This is a genomic window from Streptomyces sp. NPDC049970, from assembly GCF_040660235.1.
Lineage (GTDB): Bacteria > Actinomycetota > Actinomycetes > Streptomycetales > Streptomycetaceae > Streptomyces.
In genome coordinates this window covers 254,113-268,011 of record NZ_JBFALP010000005.1, presented here as the reverse complement: position 1 = coordinate 268,011, position 13,899 = coordinate 254,113, and the positions used below count along the sequence as shown (strand labels likewise).

At 70.5% G+C, this 13,899-nt stretch carries 16 protein-coding genes; 10 read left to right on the top strand and 6 right to left on the bottom strand.

Going from position 1 to position 13,899, the window contains the following annotated elements:
• Positions 1-68 precede the first annotated feature (68 nt).
• Both AB0I83_RS12430 and AB0I83_RS12425 read right to left on the bottom strand, forming a co-directional pair.
• On the bottom strand, positions 69-590 hold the full coding sequence (locus AB0I83_RS12430) for a hypothetical protein (RefSeq protein WP_363304538.1): 522 nt from the start codon (positions 588-590) through the stop codon (positions 69-71).
• A gap of 106 nt (positions 591-696) precedes the next feature.
• Positions 697-1,182: a peroxiredoxin gene (locus tag AB0I83_RS12425; RefSeq protein WP_356535781.1), complete on the bottom strand. Its 486-nt coding sequence runs from the start codon at positions 1,180-1,182 to the stop codon at positions 697-699.
• Between the two features lie 162 nt (positions 1,183-1,344).
• Here AB0I83_RS12425 and AB0I83_RS12420 point away from each other — a divergent pair, with 162 nt between their 5' ends.
• Together AB0I83_RS12420 and AB0I83_RS12415 are read left to right on the top strand one after the other, a co-directional pair.
• A complete protein-coding gene (locus AB0I83_RS12420) occupies positions 1,345-2,115 on the top strand; it encodes an alpha/beta hydrolase (protein WP_363304537.1) in 771 nt (256 codons plus the stop codon).
• A 48-nt stretch (positions 2,116-2,163) separates the two neighbouring features.
• A complete protein-coding gene (locus AB0I83_RS12415) occupies positions 2,164-3,858 on the top strand; it encodes a SpoIIE family protein phosphatase (RefSeq protein ID WP_363304536.1) in 1,695 nt (564 codons plus the stop codon).
• A gap of 112 nt (positions 3,859-3,970) precedes the next feature.
• Here the strand turns inward: AB0I83_RS12415 and AB0I83_RS12410 are convergent, their stop codons facing one another.
• Positions 3,971-4,186: a hypothetical protein gene (locus AB0I83_RS12410; protein WP_356535784.1), complete on the bottom strand. Its 216-nt coding sequence runs from the start codon at positions 4,184-4,186 to the stop codon at positions 3,971-3,973.
• A 448-nt stretch (positions 4,187-4,634) separates the two neighbouring features.
• Here AB0I83_RS12410 and AB0I83_RS12405 point away from each other — a divergent pair, with 448 nt between their 5' ends.
• The 4 genes from AB0I83_RS12405 (at position 4,635) to AB0I83_RS12390 (ending at position 7,748) form a co-directional block, all read left to right on the top strand.
• Positions 4,635-4,985: a MerR family transcriptional regulator gene (locus AB0I83_RS12405; RefSeq protein WP_356535785.1), complete on the top strand. Its 351-nt coding sequence runs from the start codon at positions 4,635-4,637 to the stop codon at positions 4,983-4,985.
• A gap of 304 nt (positions 4,986-5,289) precedes the next feature.
• Positions 5,290-5,493: a cold-shock protein gene (locus tag AB0I83_RS12400; RefSeq protein ID WP_356535786.1), complete on the top strand. Its 204-nt coding sequence runs from the start codon at positions 5,290-5,292 to the stop codon at positions 5,491-5,493.
• A gap of 313 nt (positions 5,494-5,806) precedes the next feature.
• Positions 5,807-7,378, top strand: coding sequence for a DEAD/DEAH box helicase (locus AB0I83_RS12395; RefSeq protein WP_363304535.1), 1,572 nt, complete (start codon positions 5,807-5,809; stop codon positions 7,376-7,378).
• Between the two features lie 61 nt (positions 7,379-7,439).
• Positions 7,440-7,748 (top strand): SCO5918 family protein, encoded by a 309-nt coding sequence (locus AB0I83_RS12390; RefSeq protein ID WP_356535788.1) that lies wholly within the window; start codon positions 7,440-7,442, stop codon positions 7,746-7,748.
• Between the two features lie 84 nt (positions 7,749-7,832).
• Here AB0I83_RS12390 and AB0I83_RS12385 read toward each other — a convergent pair whose 3' ends face one another.
• Positions 7,833-8,903, bottom strand: a complete 1,071-nt coding sequence (locus AB0I83_RS12385; protein WP_363304534.1) for an acyltransferase family protein — start codon at positions 8,901-8,903, stop codon at positions 7,833-7,835.
• Positions 8,904-9,154: 251 nt separating this feature from the next.
• Between AB0I83_RS12385 and AB0I83_RS12380 the strand changes: the two genes are divergently transcribed.
• Positions 9,155-9,919 carry an SDR family oxidoreductase gene (locus AB0I83_RS12380; protein ID WP_363304533.1) on the top strand — a complete coding sequence of 255 codons (765 nt, stop codon included), beginning with the start codon at positions 9,155-9,157 and terminating at the stop codon, positions 9,917-9,919.
• A 17-nt stretch (positions 9,920-9,936) separates the two neighbouring features.
• Here the strand turns inward: AB0I83_RS12380 and AB0I83_RS12375 are convergent, their stop codons facing one another.
• Complete coding sequence (locus tag AB0I83_RS12375; RefSeq protein ID WP_363304532.1) at positions 9,937-10,854, bottom strand: ScbA/BarX family gamma-butyrolactone biosynthesis protein; 918 nt, start codon at positions 10,852-10,854, stop codon at positions 9,937-9,939.
• A gap of 107 nt (positions 10,855-10,961) precedes the next feature.
• Here AB0I83_RS12375 and AB0I83_RS12370 point away from each other — a divergent pair, with 107 nt between their 5' ends.
• Together AB0I83_RS12370 and AB0I83_RS12365 are read left to right on the top strand one after the other, a co-directional pair.
• The gene (locus AB0I83_RS12370) at positions 10,962-11,606 is read left to right on the top strand and encodes a ScbR family autoregulator-binding transcription factor (protein WP_363304531.1); all 645 of its coding nucleotides are present in this window, start codon (positions 10,962-10,964) and stop codon (positions 11,604-11,606) included.
• Between the two features lie 93 nt (positions 11,607-11,699).
• Positions 11,700-12,428 carry a peptidoglycan recognition protein gene (locus AB0I83_RS12365; RefSeq protein ID WP_363304530.1) on the top strand — a complete coding sequence of 243 codons (729 nt, stop codon included), beginning with the start codon at positions 11,700-11,702 and terminating at the stop codon, positions 12,426-12,428.
• A gap of 27 nt (positions 12,429-12,455) precedes the next feature.
• Here the strand turns inward: AB0I83_RS12365 and AB0I83_RS12360 are convergent, their stop codons facing one another.
• Positions 12,456-12,821: a PH domain-containing protein gene (locus AB0I83_RS12360; protein WP_356535794.1), complete on the bottom strand. Its 366-nt coding sequence runs from the start codon at positions 12,819-12,821 to the stop codon at positions 12,456-12,458.
• A gap of 125 nt (positions 12,822-12,946) precedes the next feature.
• Between AB0I83_RS12360 and AB0I83_RS12355 the strand changes: the two genes are divergently transcribed.
• Positions 12,947-13,828, top strand: a complete 882-nt coding sequence (locus AB0I83_RS12355) for a transglycosylase family protein (protein WP_363304529.1) — start codon at positions 12,947-12,949, stop codon at positions 13,826-13,828.
• The last annotated feature ends 71 nt before the right edge of the window (positions 13,829-13,899 follow it).

The following is a 13,899-nucleotide window of genomic DNA, read 5'->3' as shown; positions in this document are numbered from 1 at the left end:
GCCCTCCGAAGGGACGGCAGTGTGTTCGGTTGTACGCGTTTCGGACAGGCTTGGTGGCTCGGTGGTGGTCAGCGTTCGACGGGGCGGACCGTGACCGAGGTGGTCGAGAGCGTTGCCTCCACCCAGATCTCGGCGCCGCGTTCGACCGGTACCGCGCTCTTCGCGGAGAACTTCACGGTCTGGCCCGCGAGTCGGAGCAGGACCTCGCCGTAACCGTCGGCGGGGATCGGTGTGACGACGGACCCCGAGGTACCGACGAGATCGTCACCCCGTGGTGTGGCGGTGGTCTGATCCCGCATCAGGGCCTGGCTGAACTTCCAGGTCAGCCAGGCCGCGACGAGGCCCGACGCGGCCCCTGCCGCGAGGGCCACCGGCACACCGGCGCCGGTGGTGCCGAGCACGATCGCACCGCCGAAGCCGAGCATCGAGAGGAACCCCGCGACGACGGGCAGGGAGAGCAGGCCGTCGAAGAATCCGTTCAACAGCCCGCCCAGCGCGTCACCGAGGAGTCCTTCGAGGATTCCGTCGAAGACCAGGGAGAGCGCGAGAAGCACGATTCCCGCAATGCCGAGACCGAGAAGTACGGTCACGTGATCACTCCCCCGGTGTCCGATGCTCCCCCGACGTGCTTCCCTCGAACTGCCTGAATGGTCCCATGCCGGACTCCGCCGGGGTACTGCCGGAGTCCGGCAGTTTTCAGGGAGTTTTGATGCCGGAAAGCTGCTCGGCGAGCGTGTCCAGCGACTGGAACGTGGCGCCCAGCAGAGCGACGTGCTTCCACCGCACCACACCGTCGGGACCGATCAGGAAGACGGAGCGGCGTACGCCGATGCCCGGTGCGGCGACTCCGTACGCACGCGCGGTCTCCCGCGCCGTGTCGGCCAGCAGCGGCATGCGCAGCCCGTGGCCGTGCGCGAAGGACTCGTGGCTGTCCACACCCTGCGGGCTGATCCCCCAGACCTCGGCGTCGAGGCCCTCGAAGGTCTCCAGGCCCGAGGAGTAGGAGCAGAGCTGCTTGGTGCAGACCGAGGTGTTGTCCCCCGGGTAGAAGGCGAGCACGACGCTCCGGCCGCGGGCGGCCGAGAGCGTGTAGTCGGCACGGTCGAAGGTGTCGTCGGTGAGCACGCCACCCGGAAGGGTGAAGTCCGGTGCGCTCGTGCCGATTCGAGGTCCTGACGCCATGTCGGTGGCTCCTTGGTCCATGGAAGGTGAGAGGGGTCTGTGCCTCATACAGTGAACGGCACTTTCCACGCGCCGACACGTTCCACCCATCCGTACGCCGTCGGGCGTCGAATATGAGGGGAACGCGGGGCACGGACCCGCACCCCGGATCTGGAGGTACGTGTGGCCGAACGACCGCCGTCGGCAGCGGTGCTCATCCTCCACGGCGGCTATGAGACAGGTCTGGCTGCCCCGCCGCCCGGCGCCCTGAACCTGCCCGGCCTGCGCATGCTGCCTATATCGCGGGCGGTGTCCAGGGCGGTGCGCGGGGACTCCGGGGTGCGCGTGCAGCGCGTCCGCTACACGCACCGGGGGTGGAACGGCGCCCGCAAGGACCCGCTGCACGACGTCCTGCGGGCGCTCGACGACCTGCGCCGCGAGGCCGGCGACATCCCCGTGGTCCTCCTCGGCCACTCGATGGGCGCCCGCGCCGCCCTGCACGCGGCCGGCCACCCCCTGGTCCGCTCGGTGATCGGCCTCGCCCCGTGGTGTCCGCCCGGTGACCCGGTGACGCAGCTGGCGGGCCGCGACGTGGTCCTGCTGCACAGCACCCGTGACCGGGTGACCAGCCCGCTGGCCTCCCAGTCGCTCACCGCCAGGGCACGCCGGGCCGGTGCCCGCACGTGCCTGGTGACGATCCCGGGCAGCGACCACGCGATGATTCGCCGGGCCCACGCCTGGCACCACCTGGCGGGGCTGCTCGTGACCGGTCTGCTGGGGACGACCCCGGTGCCCGGCCAGGTCGAGGCGGCGCTGGAGCTGCCGCCCGGGGCCACCGCGTCGGAGGGCACGCTGTCGCTGGACACGCTCGGCGCGGGTGGGGCCACTGCCACGGAGATGCGGGGCGGCGCGCGGCGGCGGACGATGAGGAGAGGGGTTTCCGGCCGTCCCTGAGGGCCCGCCCGCTCCACCCGCCGGACACCGTTCCGTCTGGAGGCTCCGTTGCAGGCCGATGAGCATGCCGACCCGACGACATTCGACGTGGAAGCGCTGGACGAATTCATCGGCAGCAGCCCGGCCGCGGTCGCGGTGTTCGACACGGATCTGCGCTACGTCTACGTCAACCGGGCACTCGAGCGGCTCAACGGCATACCGGCCGCGGCCCACCTCGGCAGGACCCCCGCCGAGGTCCTTCCTCAGGTCGAAGGCCGTACCGACGTCATGGGCGAGGTGCTGGCCGACGGGCGGCCGCGTGAGTTCACCACCAGTGGGCAGACCTGGGCGGACGCCGTCGCGAGGCGCAGGTACTGGCGGGTCGCCTGCCACCGCCTCGAACGGAACGGCCGCGTACGGGGGCTCGTGGGGATAGCGCAGGAGATCACGGCCACCCGGAACCTGCGTGAGGAGCTGGAGCGCGCTCAGAGCTATCTGAAGCTGCTGGACACGGCGGCCGTCAGTGTCGGTACGTCGCTCGACATGGGGGCCACCTGCCAGGAGCTCGCCGAGTTCGTGGTGCCGGTGATGGCCGATGTCGCCGTCGTCGAGATGTTCTCCGAGGACGACGTGCACCCACGGCGCGAGCCGCCGTCCGGAGTGCTGCGGCTGCGACGGTCAGGGGTTGCCAGCATCCCGGAACTCGCAGACTCCATAGAGCAGTTCGGCGGGCCGGGCACGGACATCGACTACCAGGAGGGTGCGGCGGTGCCGCGCTGCCTGGCGACCGACCGGCCGGTGATCGAGAACTTCGCGGACGACGCGCGGCTCGGCCGGGCACTGCCCGTCCCCGAGCGGGTCGCCGCCTACCGAGCCATCGGGCTCCACTCCGCCGTCGTCGTACCGCTCACGGCGCGCGGTCATCCGCTGGGGGCGCTCACCCTGCTGCGGTCAGGGGATTCGCCGCCCTTCACCGAGGGGCTGGACGTCGTCGTGGCCCGCACGCTCGCCGGCCGCGCGGCGGTGGACGTGGACCACGCGTACCGCTACTCGCACGAGCACCACGTCGCCCGGGAGCTGCAGCGTTCCCTGCTCTCCGAGCCGCGGGGGCCGAACAAGGGCATCGAGGTCGCCTCCCTCTACCTGCCCGCGGGTGCCGGAGCGGTGGTGGGCGGCGACTGGTTCGACGCCATTCCGCTGCGCGGCGGGCGGCACCTCAAGGTGATGGGCGACGTGATGGGCCATGGCGTGGAAGCCGCCGTGGCCATGAGCAACTACCGCTCGATGCTGCGCATCATGGCCGACGACGACCAGCCGCCGCACCGCATCCTCGAACGCCTCGACAAGGCGGTGGAGCAGTCCGGCCTCGACCGGGCGGCCACCTGCCTGGTCGCGGTCGTCGACCGGCGGGAAGGCGTCTGCGAGGTGGCCAGCGCGGGCCATCCGCCGCCGGTCTTCATCGACCCCGGAGCCACCCGCGCCCGGGTGGCGCGCCTGCCGGTGGGGCCGCCGCTGGGCACGGGCATGGGCGGGTACCGCACGGCGGTCCTGCCGTGCGCTCCGGGGACGGTGCTCTTCATGTACACCGACGGCCTGGTGGAACGCAGGGGCGAGGACATCGAGGTCTCGATCCAGCGGCTCAGCCGGCTCACCATGCCGCCGAGCGGACGGCTGGAGGATCTGCTGCAGGAGATCGTGGACCGCTTCGCGGACGGCGCGGAGGACGACATCGCGGTGCTCGTCTCACGGAGCCGGGGGTACTGAACGGGACCTGGGACACGCGGCACCGGACGTGACATGGGACACCGGTTCGGCACCGGCGCATGGGATACCGGGCGGCACGGCACCGGCCCGGACGGGCCCGGAACAGCCGGTGTCAGGCGTGCTGCCGGGAGCGTCCGCGCAGCCGCCGCAGGACCAGCAGTGCCGACGTGACCAGGGGCAGCAGCCCCGCGACGGCGTCGACGGTGTTCAGCCCGTCCCGCTCGCCCCGGGTCCTGCGGATCTGCTTGACGGAGCGGATGACGGCGAGCGCGCTGCCGCCGAGGCTGAGGAGCAGACCGGCCTTGGAGTTCGTGGCTTTCCTGGGCATCCGCGTGCCTCCCGGTTGCGTCACTGCGCGGCCCCCTGTCCACGTAACCGGCTCGGGCCCGGGTCCGCAATCGGGGCCGCCGGGCCGTCCGTGAGATGTGGCTCCCCGCCCTTGCGCGCGGTGCCGGGCGGGAGTACGACCGGGGTCCTGCGCGATGGGGCCGCACGTGAAGTAGCCCTTCACGACGGGGGATGCGTGAAGGGCTACCCGTGCAGTATGACCGTTCGAAGGTCTGCCGACAACTGACCGGTCGGTCAGCGCTGTTGGCCCGCCGGAGGGTATCGGGCGGTGCTGGCGTGGGCGCCGCGCCGTGCCCGGCGGTCCGCGGGCGACGCCCGGACCGCCGGAAACCTGCTCCGGTGGCAATAGACATGACCTACCCCTACGCCTAGGCTTTCTTGTGCAGCCAGGCCATATCGGTGGCCGGTGCCGAGCAGTAGAGGTGCAGATGCCCCCGGAATCCCCGGAATCCCCGTCAGCCACGGATCGTCTCGACGACGACGACTACCCCGCTTACACGATGGGGCGAGCCGCGGAGATGATCGGTGCGACACCGGGTTTCCTCCGGGCCATCGGTGAGGCCCGCCTCATCACCCCGCTCCGTTCCGAGGGCGGCCACCGCCGCTACTCGCGCTACCAACTGCGCATCGCGGCACGCGCTCGCGAGCTGGTGGACAGCGGCACGCCGATCGACGCCGCGTGCCGCATCGTCATCCTCGAGGACCAGCTCGAAGAGGCCCTGCGCCTCAACGACGCGCTGCGGCAGCCCGCGGCCGGCCGCGGCGAAGCCGATTCCTGACCGGCGGCGGGCGCATATCTGTTTCCGTGGGCACAGAAATACGCGTAATGACCTGTGAGAGTTTATGTCGTGCACGGCTGAGTGACGTGGCAGTGATATGGCCTACAGCTCGCCCGTGCCCGAATCGTGCTACTGTTGATCTCAGTTGCAGTTGTGGTTCCCAAAACTTCAAGTGCTCTCGCCGTTATCACTCCGGTGGGCGCACTTTTGTATTTCCGGTTTCTTCCGGACGGGGCAATCATTTGCGGCGACGTAGGACTCGCACAGTGTGGGTCCACGGGCAACGCCCCGAAGGAGATATGACATGGCTACTGGCACCGTGAAGTGGTTCAACGCTGAAAAGGGTTTCGGCTTCATCGAGCAGGAGGGTGGCGGCGCTGACGTCTTCGCCCACTACTCGAACATCGCCGCCACCGGCTTCCGTGAGCTGCAGGAAGGCCAGAAGGTGAACTTCGACGTCACGCAGGGCCAGAAGGGCCCGCAGGCGGAGAACATCACCCCCGCCTGATCGCTCAGGCGAACGGCGCAGCTGGGGCCCGCACCTTGGGGTGCGGGCCCCAGCTCGTTGTGTTTTTCCCGGCACGTGGCACCTCAGCTGCCGCAGCCGTCACACCGATGGGGTAATTCCGGGTGTGCGCAGGTCATGGCACAGCAGTTATCTGCAGTCATATGGAGTGCCGAATCCAGCTGGTTCACCCGGCGGACGTACTCCGTTCATCGATATTTCACCGGCTCGTTCTTGCGATTCTTGGCGCCGTACATGGCTGCAGCCGCCCGGAAAGAATCCCTCGATACGTGCCATTCGAGGGAAAGGTTCTCCATTGAACCGCGATCGCACAGCTCGCACGAACGACCGATTCTCCCGGACCCGCTCAGGCGGATCCTCCGGTGGCAGCCGTACGGCCAACGGATTCCGCTCTGCGGGATCCGGCAGGCCCGGCGCCCCGGGTTCGCAGGGCCGCTCCGGTGGTCCGAAGCGCTCCGGCGGCTACGGCCGCCGCTCCTCCGCCGTCACGGGTGAGTTCGCCCTGCCGGTGACGGTCACCCCGGCACTTCCGGCCGCCGAGGCCTTCGCCGACCTGGACATGCCCGAGCCCCTCCTGGCGTCGCTGGCCGCCGAGGGCGTGTCCGTGCCGTTCCCCATCCAGGCGGCCACCCTGCCGAACTCGCTCGCCGGACGTGACGTCCTGGGCCGCGGCCGTACGGGGTCGGGCAAGACGCTCGCCTTCGGTCTGGCCCTGCTCGCCCGGACCGCCGGCAACCGCGCCGACGCCCGCCGTCCGCTGGCCCTGGTGCTCGTACCCACCCGCGAGCTGGCCCAGCAGGTCACCGACGCGCTGACGCCGTACGCCCGGTCCCTCAGGCTCCGGCTCGCCACGGTCGTGGGCGGCATGTCGATCGGCCGCCAGGCCAGCGCCCTGCGCGGCGGCGCCGAAGTCGTGGTCGCCACCCCGGGCCGGCTCAAGGACCTCATCGAGCGCGGCGACTGCAAGCTCGACCGGGTCGCCATCACGGTCCTCGACGAGGCCGACCAGATGGCCGACATGGGCTTCATGCCGCAGGTCACCGAGCTGCTCGACCAGGTCGGCCCGGACGGCCAGCGGATGCTGTTCTCGGCCACCCTGGACCGCAACGTCGACCTGCTGGTCCGCCGCTACCTGAACGACCCGGTCGTCCACTCGGTCGACCCAGCGGCCGGTGCGGTGACGACGATGGAGCACCACGTGCTCTACGTCCAGGGCTCCGACAAGTACGCCACGACCACCGAGATCGCGGCCCGCGAGGGCCGGGTGATCATGTTCCTCGACACCAAGCACGCCGTGGACAAGCTCACCGACCACCTGCTGAGCAGCGGTGTGCGGGCGGCAGCGCTGCACGGCGGCAAGTCCCAGCCGCAGCGCACCCGCACCCTGGACCGGTTCAAGACCGGTCACGTCACGGTGCTGGTCGCCACGAACGTCGCCGCCCGCGGGATCCACGTCGACAACCTCGACCTCGTCGTGAACGTCGACCCGCCGAGCGACCACAAGGACTACCTGCACCGCGGCGGCCGTACCGCACGCGCCGGGGAGTCGGGCAGTGTCGTCACGCTGGTGCTGCCCAACCAGCGCCGCGAGATGACCCGGCTGATGGCCGACGCCGGGATCACCCCGCAGGTCGCCCAGGTCCGCTCGGGCGAGGCGGAGCTCAGCCGTATCACCGGAGCCCAGGCGCCCTCGGGCGTCCCCGTCACGATCACCGCGCCGATCACCGAGCGCGGCAAGGGCGGCGGTTCCGGTCCCCGGAGCCGACGTGGCGCGCGCCCCGGCCAGGGACGCCGTTCCAACGCCAACACGCCGACGCCGCAGGCGCGCGCCGCAGCGGCCCAGCGCCGGGCCGGCAAGGCCGCGTAACCTCTGGCCGGTCGCCCCGGCCGACCCATTCCGGCTTTCTCTTCGACCCTGTTGAGGCACCATGCGCTGTGTCATCGCCCGCTTCCCCTTCGATCTGTTCAAGAACGAGGTCGAGGACTCGATGAAGGGCGTCAAGCCCGAGCCCGTCACCGGTGACGCGGTGGTCATCAGCCGCCGCGTCTACCCCGTCAAGCAGGTCGGCGAGATCATCACCCGGCAGGACCGGCGCGACTTCAGCGCGGCCGAGGTGACCAGGGCGCTGACGCGCCTCGGCTTCACCTGCCGTCCGGCGGAGGTGCCCGCACCCGCGGCGCCCCTCACCCCGCTGGAGAACGCGTCCGCCCTGCTCGGAACGCCCGGCGAGGCCTGACCTCCGCCGGACACCGGTCCATCCGCACCCCCGCGCCCGCTCCGGGCCGGGGGTGCGGTGCGTCCGGGCCGCCGGCCGGAGCGGTCAGGACGCGGGCTCCGGCTTCCTGGCCCAGTCCAGCCGGGGCTCCACGACGTACCGCAGGACGCGCCGGACGGGCGGGGTGCACAGGAGCGTGACCACGGCGGCGGCGACGACGGACACCAGGACGCGGCCGGCCGGGGTGGAGACCACGGCCGCGTCGAATACGTGCAGCTTGATCGCGCCCTTGACCACGAAGCCGTGCAGCAGGTAGCCGTACAGCGTGCCCGCGCCGAGGGCCGTCATCCACAGCCGCCGGTTCGGTACCCAGGCGAGGAAGCAGGCGCTGAGCACCACCGCGCAGCCGAACAGGAGCAGGGTCACCACGGCGCCCGTCCAGGCGGGCTCGCCGAGCTGCTCTGCGCCGTACCTGCGGAAGAACCACGAGGTCGTCGTGCGCGGCACCGCCCAGTACGCGGCGGCCAGCGCGACGAGGCAGACGGGAACGGACGCGAAGCGCACGGCGCGACGGCGTACGAAGTCGAAGTGGGCGGGGCGCAGCCGGAGGCCCAGGACGTAGAACGGCAGGAACTGCAGGATTCGCTGGAGCTGCAGGTCACCGCCGATGTTGCTGGTCACCGCGCCCATGGCCGCGACGACCAGGGAGACCGCCACGGGCCACCGGACCGTCTGCCAGAACGGCGTGGTGAGCCGCCACAGGAACAGCGCGGGCAGGAACCACAGCAGCCAGTACGGGGTCATCGGGCTCAGCGGGAAGTCGGGCGTCCCGGTGAGGCGCTCGAAGAGGGTGTACGCGATCTCGAACACGGCGTAGGGCACCACGAGACCGGTGACCAGCTTCCACACCCGGTCGGGGCGCAGATCGAAGCCGCGCGAGAAGTACCCGGCGATCAGGATGAAGACCGGCATGTGAAAGGTGTAGACGAAGGTGTAGAGCGTCTCGACCAGGCGTCCGCTGCCGGGCAGGGGTTCCCAGGAGTGCCCCATCGCGACGAGGACGATGGCCAGGTACTTCGCGTTGTCGAAGTACGGGTCGCGCCCCGGCCGGGGCGGGGCGGTGAGCGGTGCCCCGGCGTCGGCCGGTTCCGGGGCGCGCGAGGTCAGGGAGGGCATTGGGCCACCCTAGAGGGCGTGCGGGGCGGTGCGGACGGCCCTCAGGGCGACGGGACCAGCTCGCCCGTCGTCCCGCGGGCCGGCAGATCCTCACGGGCCGCCGGGCGCCGGCCGGTCGCATCCAGAACCGAGTGATGGGCAAAGCGGCCCAAAACAGCACAAACGGTTTGTTTTTGAGTGCTCCGGGTGGGGCCGTCCCGGGGGTCGGCGCGACCATGGCCGAGGCCCTTCGGGCCTGCCAGACTGCGCGCATGAGCGATCTACTCAACGGCAGAGTCGTCCTGATCACCGGGGCGAGCAGCGGAATCGGTGCGGCGGCGGCCCGCGTGTTCTCACAGGAGGGTGCGACCGTCGTCCTGGCCGCCCGCCGGGAGGACCGACTGGCCTCACTCGTGGCGGAGTTGAAGGACAAGGGTGCCCAAGCGTCCTACGTCGTCTGTGATGTCACGGTGGCCGACGACGCCGCCCGTGCCGTCGACTTCGCCGTCGGCACGTACGGGCGGCTGGACTCGGCGTTCAACAACGCGGGTCTCGGCGGAGACCGGACTCCCCTGCACCTCATGGGCGACGACGTGTACGACGCGGTCATGGACACCAACGTCCGCGGCGTCTGGAACTGCCTGCGCGCCGAGATAGCGGCCATGCTGCCGAGCGCCGGCGGGTGTTCCATCGTGAACAACAGCAGCGTCGGCGGACTCGTGGCCATCCCGGCCGCCGCACCCTACATAGCCGCCAAGCACGCGGTCGTCGGCCTCACCCGGGCGGCGGCGGACGAGTACGCCCAACAGGGCATCAGGGTCAACGCCGTTGCTCCGGGCACCGTCCGCAGCGAGATCACCGCCGACTGGTTCGGACGCAACCCGGGCCTGGAGGAGATGGTCAACAGCCGTACGCCGCAGGGTCGTACGGCGGATCCCGAGGAGATAGCCAACGCGGTGGCGTGGATGCTCAGCGACCGCTGCCCCTTCCTCACGGGCACGGTCATGCCGGTGGACGGCGGCTTCGTCAACCAGTGAGGCGCGCCCTGCGGCCGTCAGTCGCAGGGACCGCTCAGCCGGCCCCGGAAGACCGACTGCCCGGACTGGGTCGCGGTGACCAGCACCGAGATCTCCCCGGGGGCGGCCGACGGTACGACCTCGACGTCGATCCAGCAGGGGCGGTCGAACTCGGCGTAAAGGTCGAACGCGTTCGTCACCGTGGTCGGTTCGAACGCCCGGGGGTGCAGCGCGGCGTGCGCGGCCTGGCCGGCCGCCTCCATGAGTACGAGCCCCGGGACGTGGTCGACCGGGTGGTCGTACAGCAGGTCGTTCTCGACGTCGTTGCGCAACCGCCAGCGATGGCGGTCGTCGCCGGGCGCCAGGACCACCTCCCGGCCGGTGGCCCGTCCGACGGTGTGCGGGTCGACCGGCAGGGGCAGCGGCCACGTGTTCCAGTCGTCGGTGAGGTGCTCCCCGCGCAGCCGGCGGTAGGCGGCCGGGGATATCCAGCCGAACTCGGAGTCCGCGCGGGCCACCAGGGTGCCACCCAGGAGTACGCGGAAATCCATGCCGAGTGAACTGACGCTCCGTCCCCTCTTCTTGGGTTCGAAGACGGTTATCTCGACCCCGAGTGGAGAGGAGCCCTGCGGGGTGACGCGGAAATCCGGGACCACGGTGAAGTCGAAGTGGTGCAGCAGGGTCTGGTGGGTGAGCGGTACACCGTACGCCGCGTGCGCGACGGCCAGACCGCTCTGCCGGATGGTCTGGGTCAGCACCCGGGGGTCGTAAGGAAGCCCGACCGGGGGCGTCGGCCATCTCGCGGTGAGCGAGAACTCGCCATCCTTGAGGCGCCGCCAGCCGGTGAGGAGGACCTTGTCCTCGCGGACGAGGTGGACGGACTCCTTCGTGACCCGGCGCCGACCTTCGGTTTTGGTGCGTGGCGTGTGCGGCGGGACAACAGATATCTCGGGCACCGAAACCCCCGGTACATGGCGCAAAATTGGCGTTCCAGCGCTGATATGATACCGGTCCACCGGTATTTTTTGTACAGTCGTCAGGCCACGGTCAAGGGGAGCGCGAGTTGGCACGACAGCAACGGGCGATCCGCACCCGCAGAATCTTCCTCGAAGCGGCCGCCGAGGTCTTCGACGAGCACGGCTACGACGCTGCCACGATCGCCTCGATCCTCGACCGGGCCGGCCTGACCCGTGGCGCGCTCTACTTCCACTTCACGTCGAAGGAAGAGCTGGCCCGCGGCGTCCTGGAGGAGGCCGTCACCTCGGACGGGGTCACCCCGCAGACGTTCAAGCTCCAGGAGTGGGTGGACACCGCCCTGCTGCTCGCCTACCGGCTGCCGAGGGAGCCCATGCTCAGCGCGTCGATCCGGTTGTCCGTCGACCCTCGCGCCCGCAGCCTCTTCGGCACCCGCTGGCCCGACTGGATCGCCCTAGGCGTGGAGATGCTCACCGAGGCGAAGGAGCGCGGCGAACTCCTTCCGCACGTGGACCCCGTCGCCACGTCCCGGCTCCTCGTCGGCGCGTGGACCGGCGTCCAGCTGGTGACCGAGTCGATGGCCGAGCCGCCCGACCTGGTGAACGAGATCTCCGCGCTGCTCGAACTGATCCTTCCGAACAACACGGTCCCGGGCGTCCTGGCCAGGCTCGACATCTCCCCGCACCGGGCCGAGCGCATCATCGAGGAGAGCCGCGCGGTCGCGGTCTCCTGACCGTCCCGCGCCGCCCTGGCGGGCCCGGCCACCGCGTCACCCGATTGGCTGCGCATTCCTGCGAAGTGGCTGGTCAGCGCGCATGGTGGGCCTATGTGGCTTCGCCGAGCAGCCGTGGGCGCCATGGTCGTCCCGCTGGCCTTCCTGGTGCTCAGGGACGCGCCGGTGCGGTTCGCCGCGCCGGTACCGGCCACCGCGAGGCCGGCCGCACCGGCAGGGGCGCCGCGCCCCGCGATCATCAGCCGTGCGCAATGGCACGCGGACGAGAGCCTGGTGAAGGAGCACGCGGTGTACACCGGCTCGGTGAAGGCGGTCTTCGTCCATCACACCGGCCACCCCAACGGATACGACTGCGCCGACGCCCCCGAGATGCTCCGGGCGATGGAGCGGGCGCACGTCAGAGGCGAGGGCTGGGACGACATCGGCTACAACTTCGTCGTCGACCGCTGCGGGAACATATACGAGGGCAGGGCGGGCGGCGTCGGCCGTTCCGTACGCGGTGCCCACGCCACCGGGTTCAACGCGCACAGTGTCGGCATCGCGGCCCTGGGCACCTTCGGCCCGGGGGTGCCGGTGCCGAAGGCGCTCATCGAGGGGATCGCCAGGGTGGGCGCGTGGAAGCTGAGCCGGAGCGTCGATCCCCAGGGCCACGTGCGGATGGTCTCGACGAACGACGACAGCCTGTACGACCGTGGTGAGGAGGTCTACCTCCACGCCGTGTCCGGGCACCGTGACACCTACCGGACGGACTGCCCCGGCGAGGCGCTGTACGCCCGACTGCCCGCTATCCGGGCGGAGATGGCCAGGCTCCGCAAGCCGTAGCCGTGCGCGCGGCCGCGAGTACGGTCCTCAGCGGGCGACGAACTGGGTGAGTATCGCCTGCACCTCGTAGATGTCGACGCCCTTGGTGAAGGTCTTCTGGATCGGGGTGGCGCCGCCGGAGAGCCAGATCTTCAGTTCGGCGTCGAGGTCGAACGTCCCGGCGGTCTCCACCGAGAAGTGCGTGATGCTCCGGTACGGGACGGAGTGGTACTCCACCTTCTTGCCGGTGATCCCCTGCTTGTCGATGAGGACGAGCCGGCGGTCGGTGAAGAGGATCGTGTCGCGGATCAGCAGAAAGGCGGCGTGCACCTGCTCGCCCTGCCCGAGGAGCCGCGCGTAGTCGCGCTGCGCGGATTCCGGATCGACGGTGTGAGCGTTGCCGAACAGTGCCATGGGAGGCCCTCCACCCGAGTGAATGTGCCGACGTCCGACGCGTCGGACCAAGATAAAAAGCATATCGGCGGCTTATCTGTTCGTGCCCTTGCACACCTTCCGGAGCACAGCGGAGGACTACCGTCATGCCGGCATCACCCCTCGTCAAGCGACCCGTCGAATCGGTGCTCGCCCTTCTGCTGGTCCTCCTGAGCGTGCTGGGCCTCTCCGGCCGTAGTGCGTCAGCCGCCCCCGCTCAGGCCCCCGCCCAGGCGAAGGCCCAGGCACTCCCGGCGCAGGCCGCCGCCCGGGCGGTGCTCGCACCGACCGTGACGGCGATCGCGGCCGGTACGGACTGGGACCGCGTCGCCCAGTGCGAGAGCAGCGGCCGCTGGCACACCAACACCGGCAACGGCTACCACGGCGGGCTCCAGTTCGCCCCTTCCACCTGGCGGGCCTACGGCGGCGGGCAGTACGCACCGCGTGCCGACCTCGCGACCCGGTCCGAGCAGATCGCCGTCGGCGAACGCGTCGCGCGCTCGCAGGGAATGTCCGCCTGGCCCACCTGCGGACGGCTCGGTGCGAACAAGGCGTCGAGCTCGTCGTCGGGTGGATCGGACCGGAGTGACAACGCGCAGGCCGCCCCGCAGCGGCAGTCGAGCGGCAGTTCGAGCAGCGGTTCGTCCAACTCCTCGTCCAACTCCTCGGGCAGCACCGACGGCCGCGGTGGCGACAGCGCGTCCGGAACCACGGACGACAGCGCGAACCACGGCTCCGCCGGATCGTCGTCCGCGTCTCCGTCCTCGCCTTCTTCTCCGTCCGGCGGCGACACCGGTGCGAAGGCCCACGCCGAGGACCTGACCGACGCGGAGACGTACGTCGTCGAGTCGGGGGACTCCCTCTCGGTGATCGCCGAGCGTGCGGACGTCTCCGGTGGCTGGCCCGCGCTCTACGAGATGAACCGCGAACTCCTGGACCAGGGACCGCACCTGATCTTCCCGGGTCAGCGTCTCCGCCTGAACGCCTGAACGCCTGAACGCCTGAACGCCTGAACGCCTGAACGCCTGAACGCCTGAACGCCTGAACGCTCCTGGAATCA

Excerpts from the sequence above, each read along its gene's own strand:
- AB0I83_RS12405 (WP_356535785.1), top strand. The coding sequence starts at position 4,635 with ATGCCCCCGGAATCCCCGGAATCCCCGTCAGCCACGGATCGTCTCGAC.
- AB0I83_RS12410 (WP_356535784.1), bottom strand. The coding sequence starts at position 4,186 with ATGCCCAGGAAAGCCACGAACTCCAAGGCCGGTCTGCTCCTCAGCCTC.
- AB0I83_RS12365 (WP_363304530.1), top strand. The coding sequence starts at position 11,700 with ATGTGGCTTCGCCGAGCAGCCGTGGGCGCCATGGTCGTCCCGCTGGCC.
- AB0I83_RS12390 (WP_356535788.1), top strand. The coding sequence starts at position 7,440 with ATGCGCTGTGTCATCGCCCGCTTCCCCTTCGATCTGTTCAAGAACGAG.
- AB0I83_RS12360 (WP_356535794.1), bottom strand. The coding sequence starts at position 12,821 with ATGGCACTGTTCGGCAACGCTCACACCGTCGATCCGGAATCCGCGCAG.
- AB0I83_RS12400 (WP_356535786.1), top strand. The coding sequence starts at position 5,290 with ATGGCTACTGGCACCGTGAAGTGGTTCAACGCTGAAAAGGGTTTCGGC.
- AB0I83_RS12355 (WP_363304529.1), top strand. The coding sequence starts at position 12,947 with ATGCCGGCATCACCCCTCGTCAAGCGACCCGTCGAATCGGTGCTCGCC.
- AB0I83_RS12380 (WP_363304533.1), top strand. The coding sequence starts at position 9,155 with ATGAGCGATCTACTCAACGGCAGAGTCGTCCTGATCACCGGGGCGAGC.
- AB0I83_RS12385 (WP_363304534.1), bottom strand. The coding sequence starts at position 8,903 with ATGCCCTCCCTGACCTCGCGCGCCCCGGAACCGGCCGACGCCGGGGCA.
- AB0I83_RS12425 (WP_356535781.1), bottom strand. The coding sequence starts at position 1,182 with ATGGCGTCAGGACCTCGAATCGGCACGAGCGCACCGGACTTCACCCTT.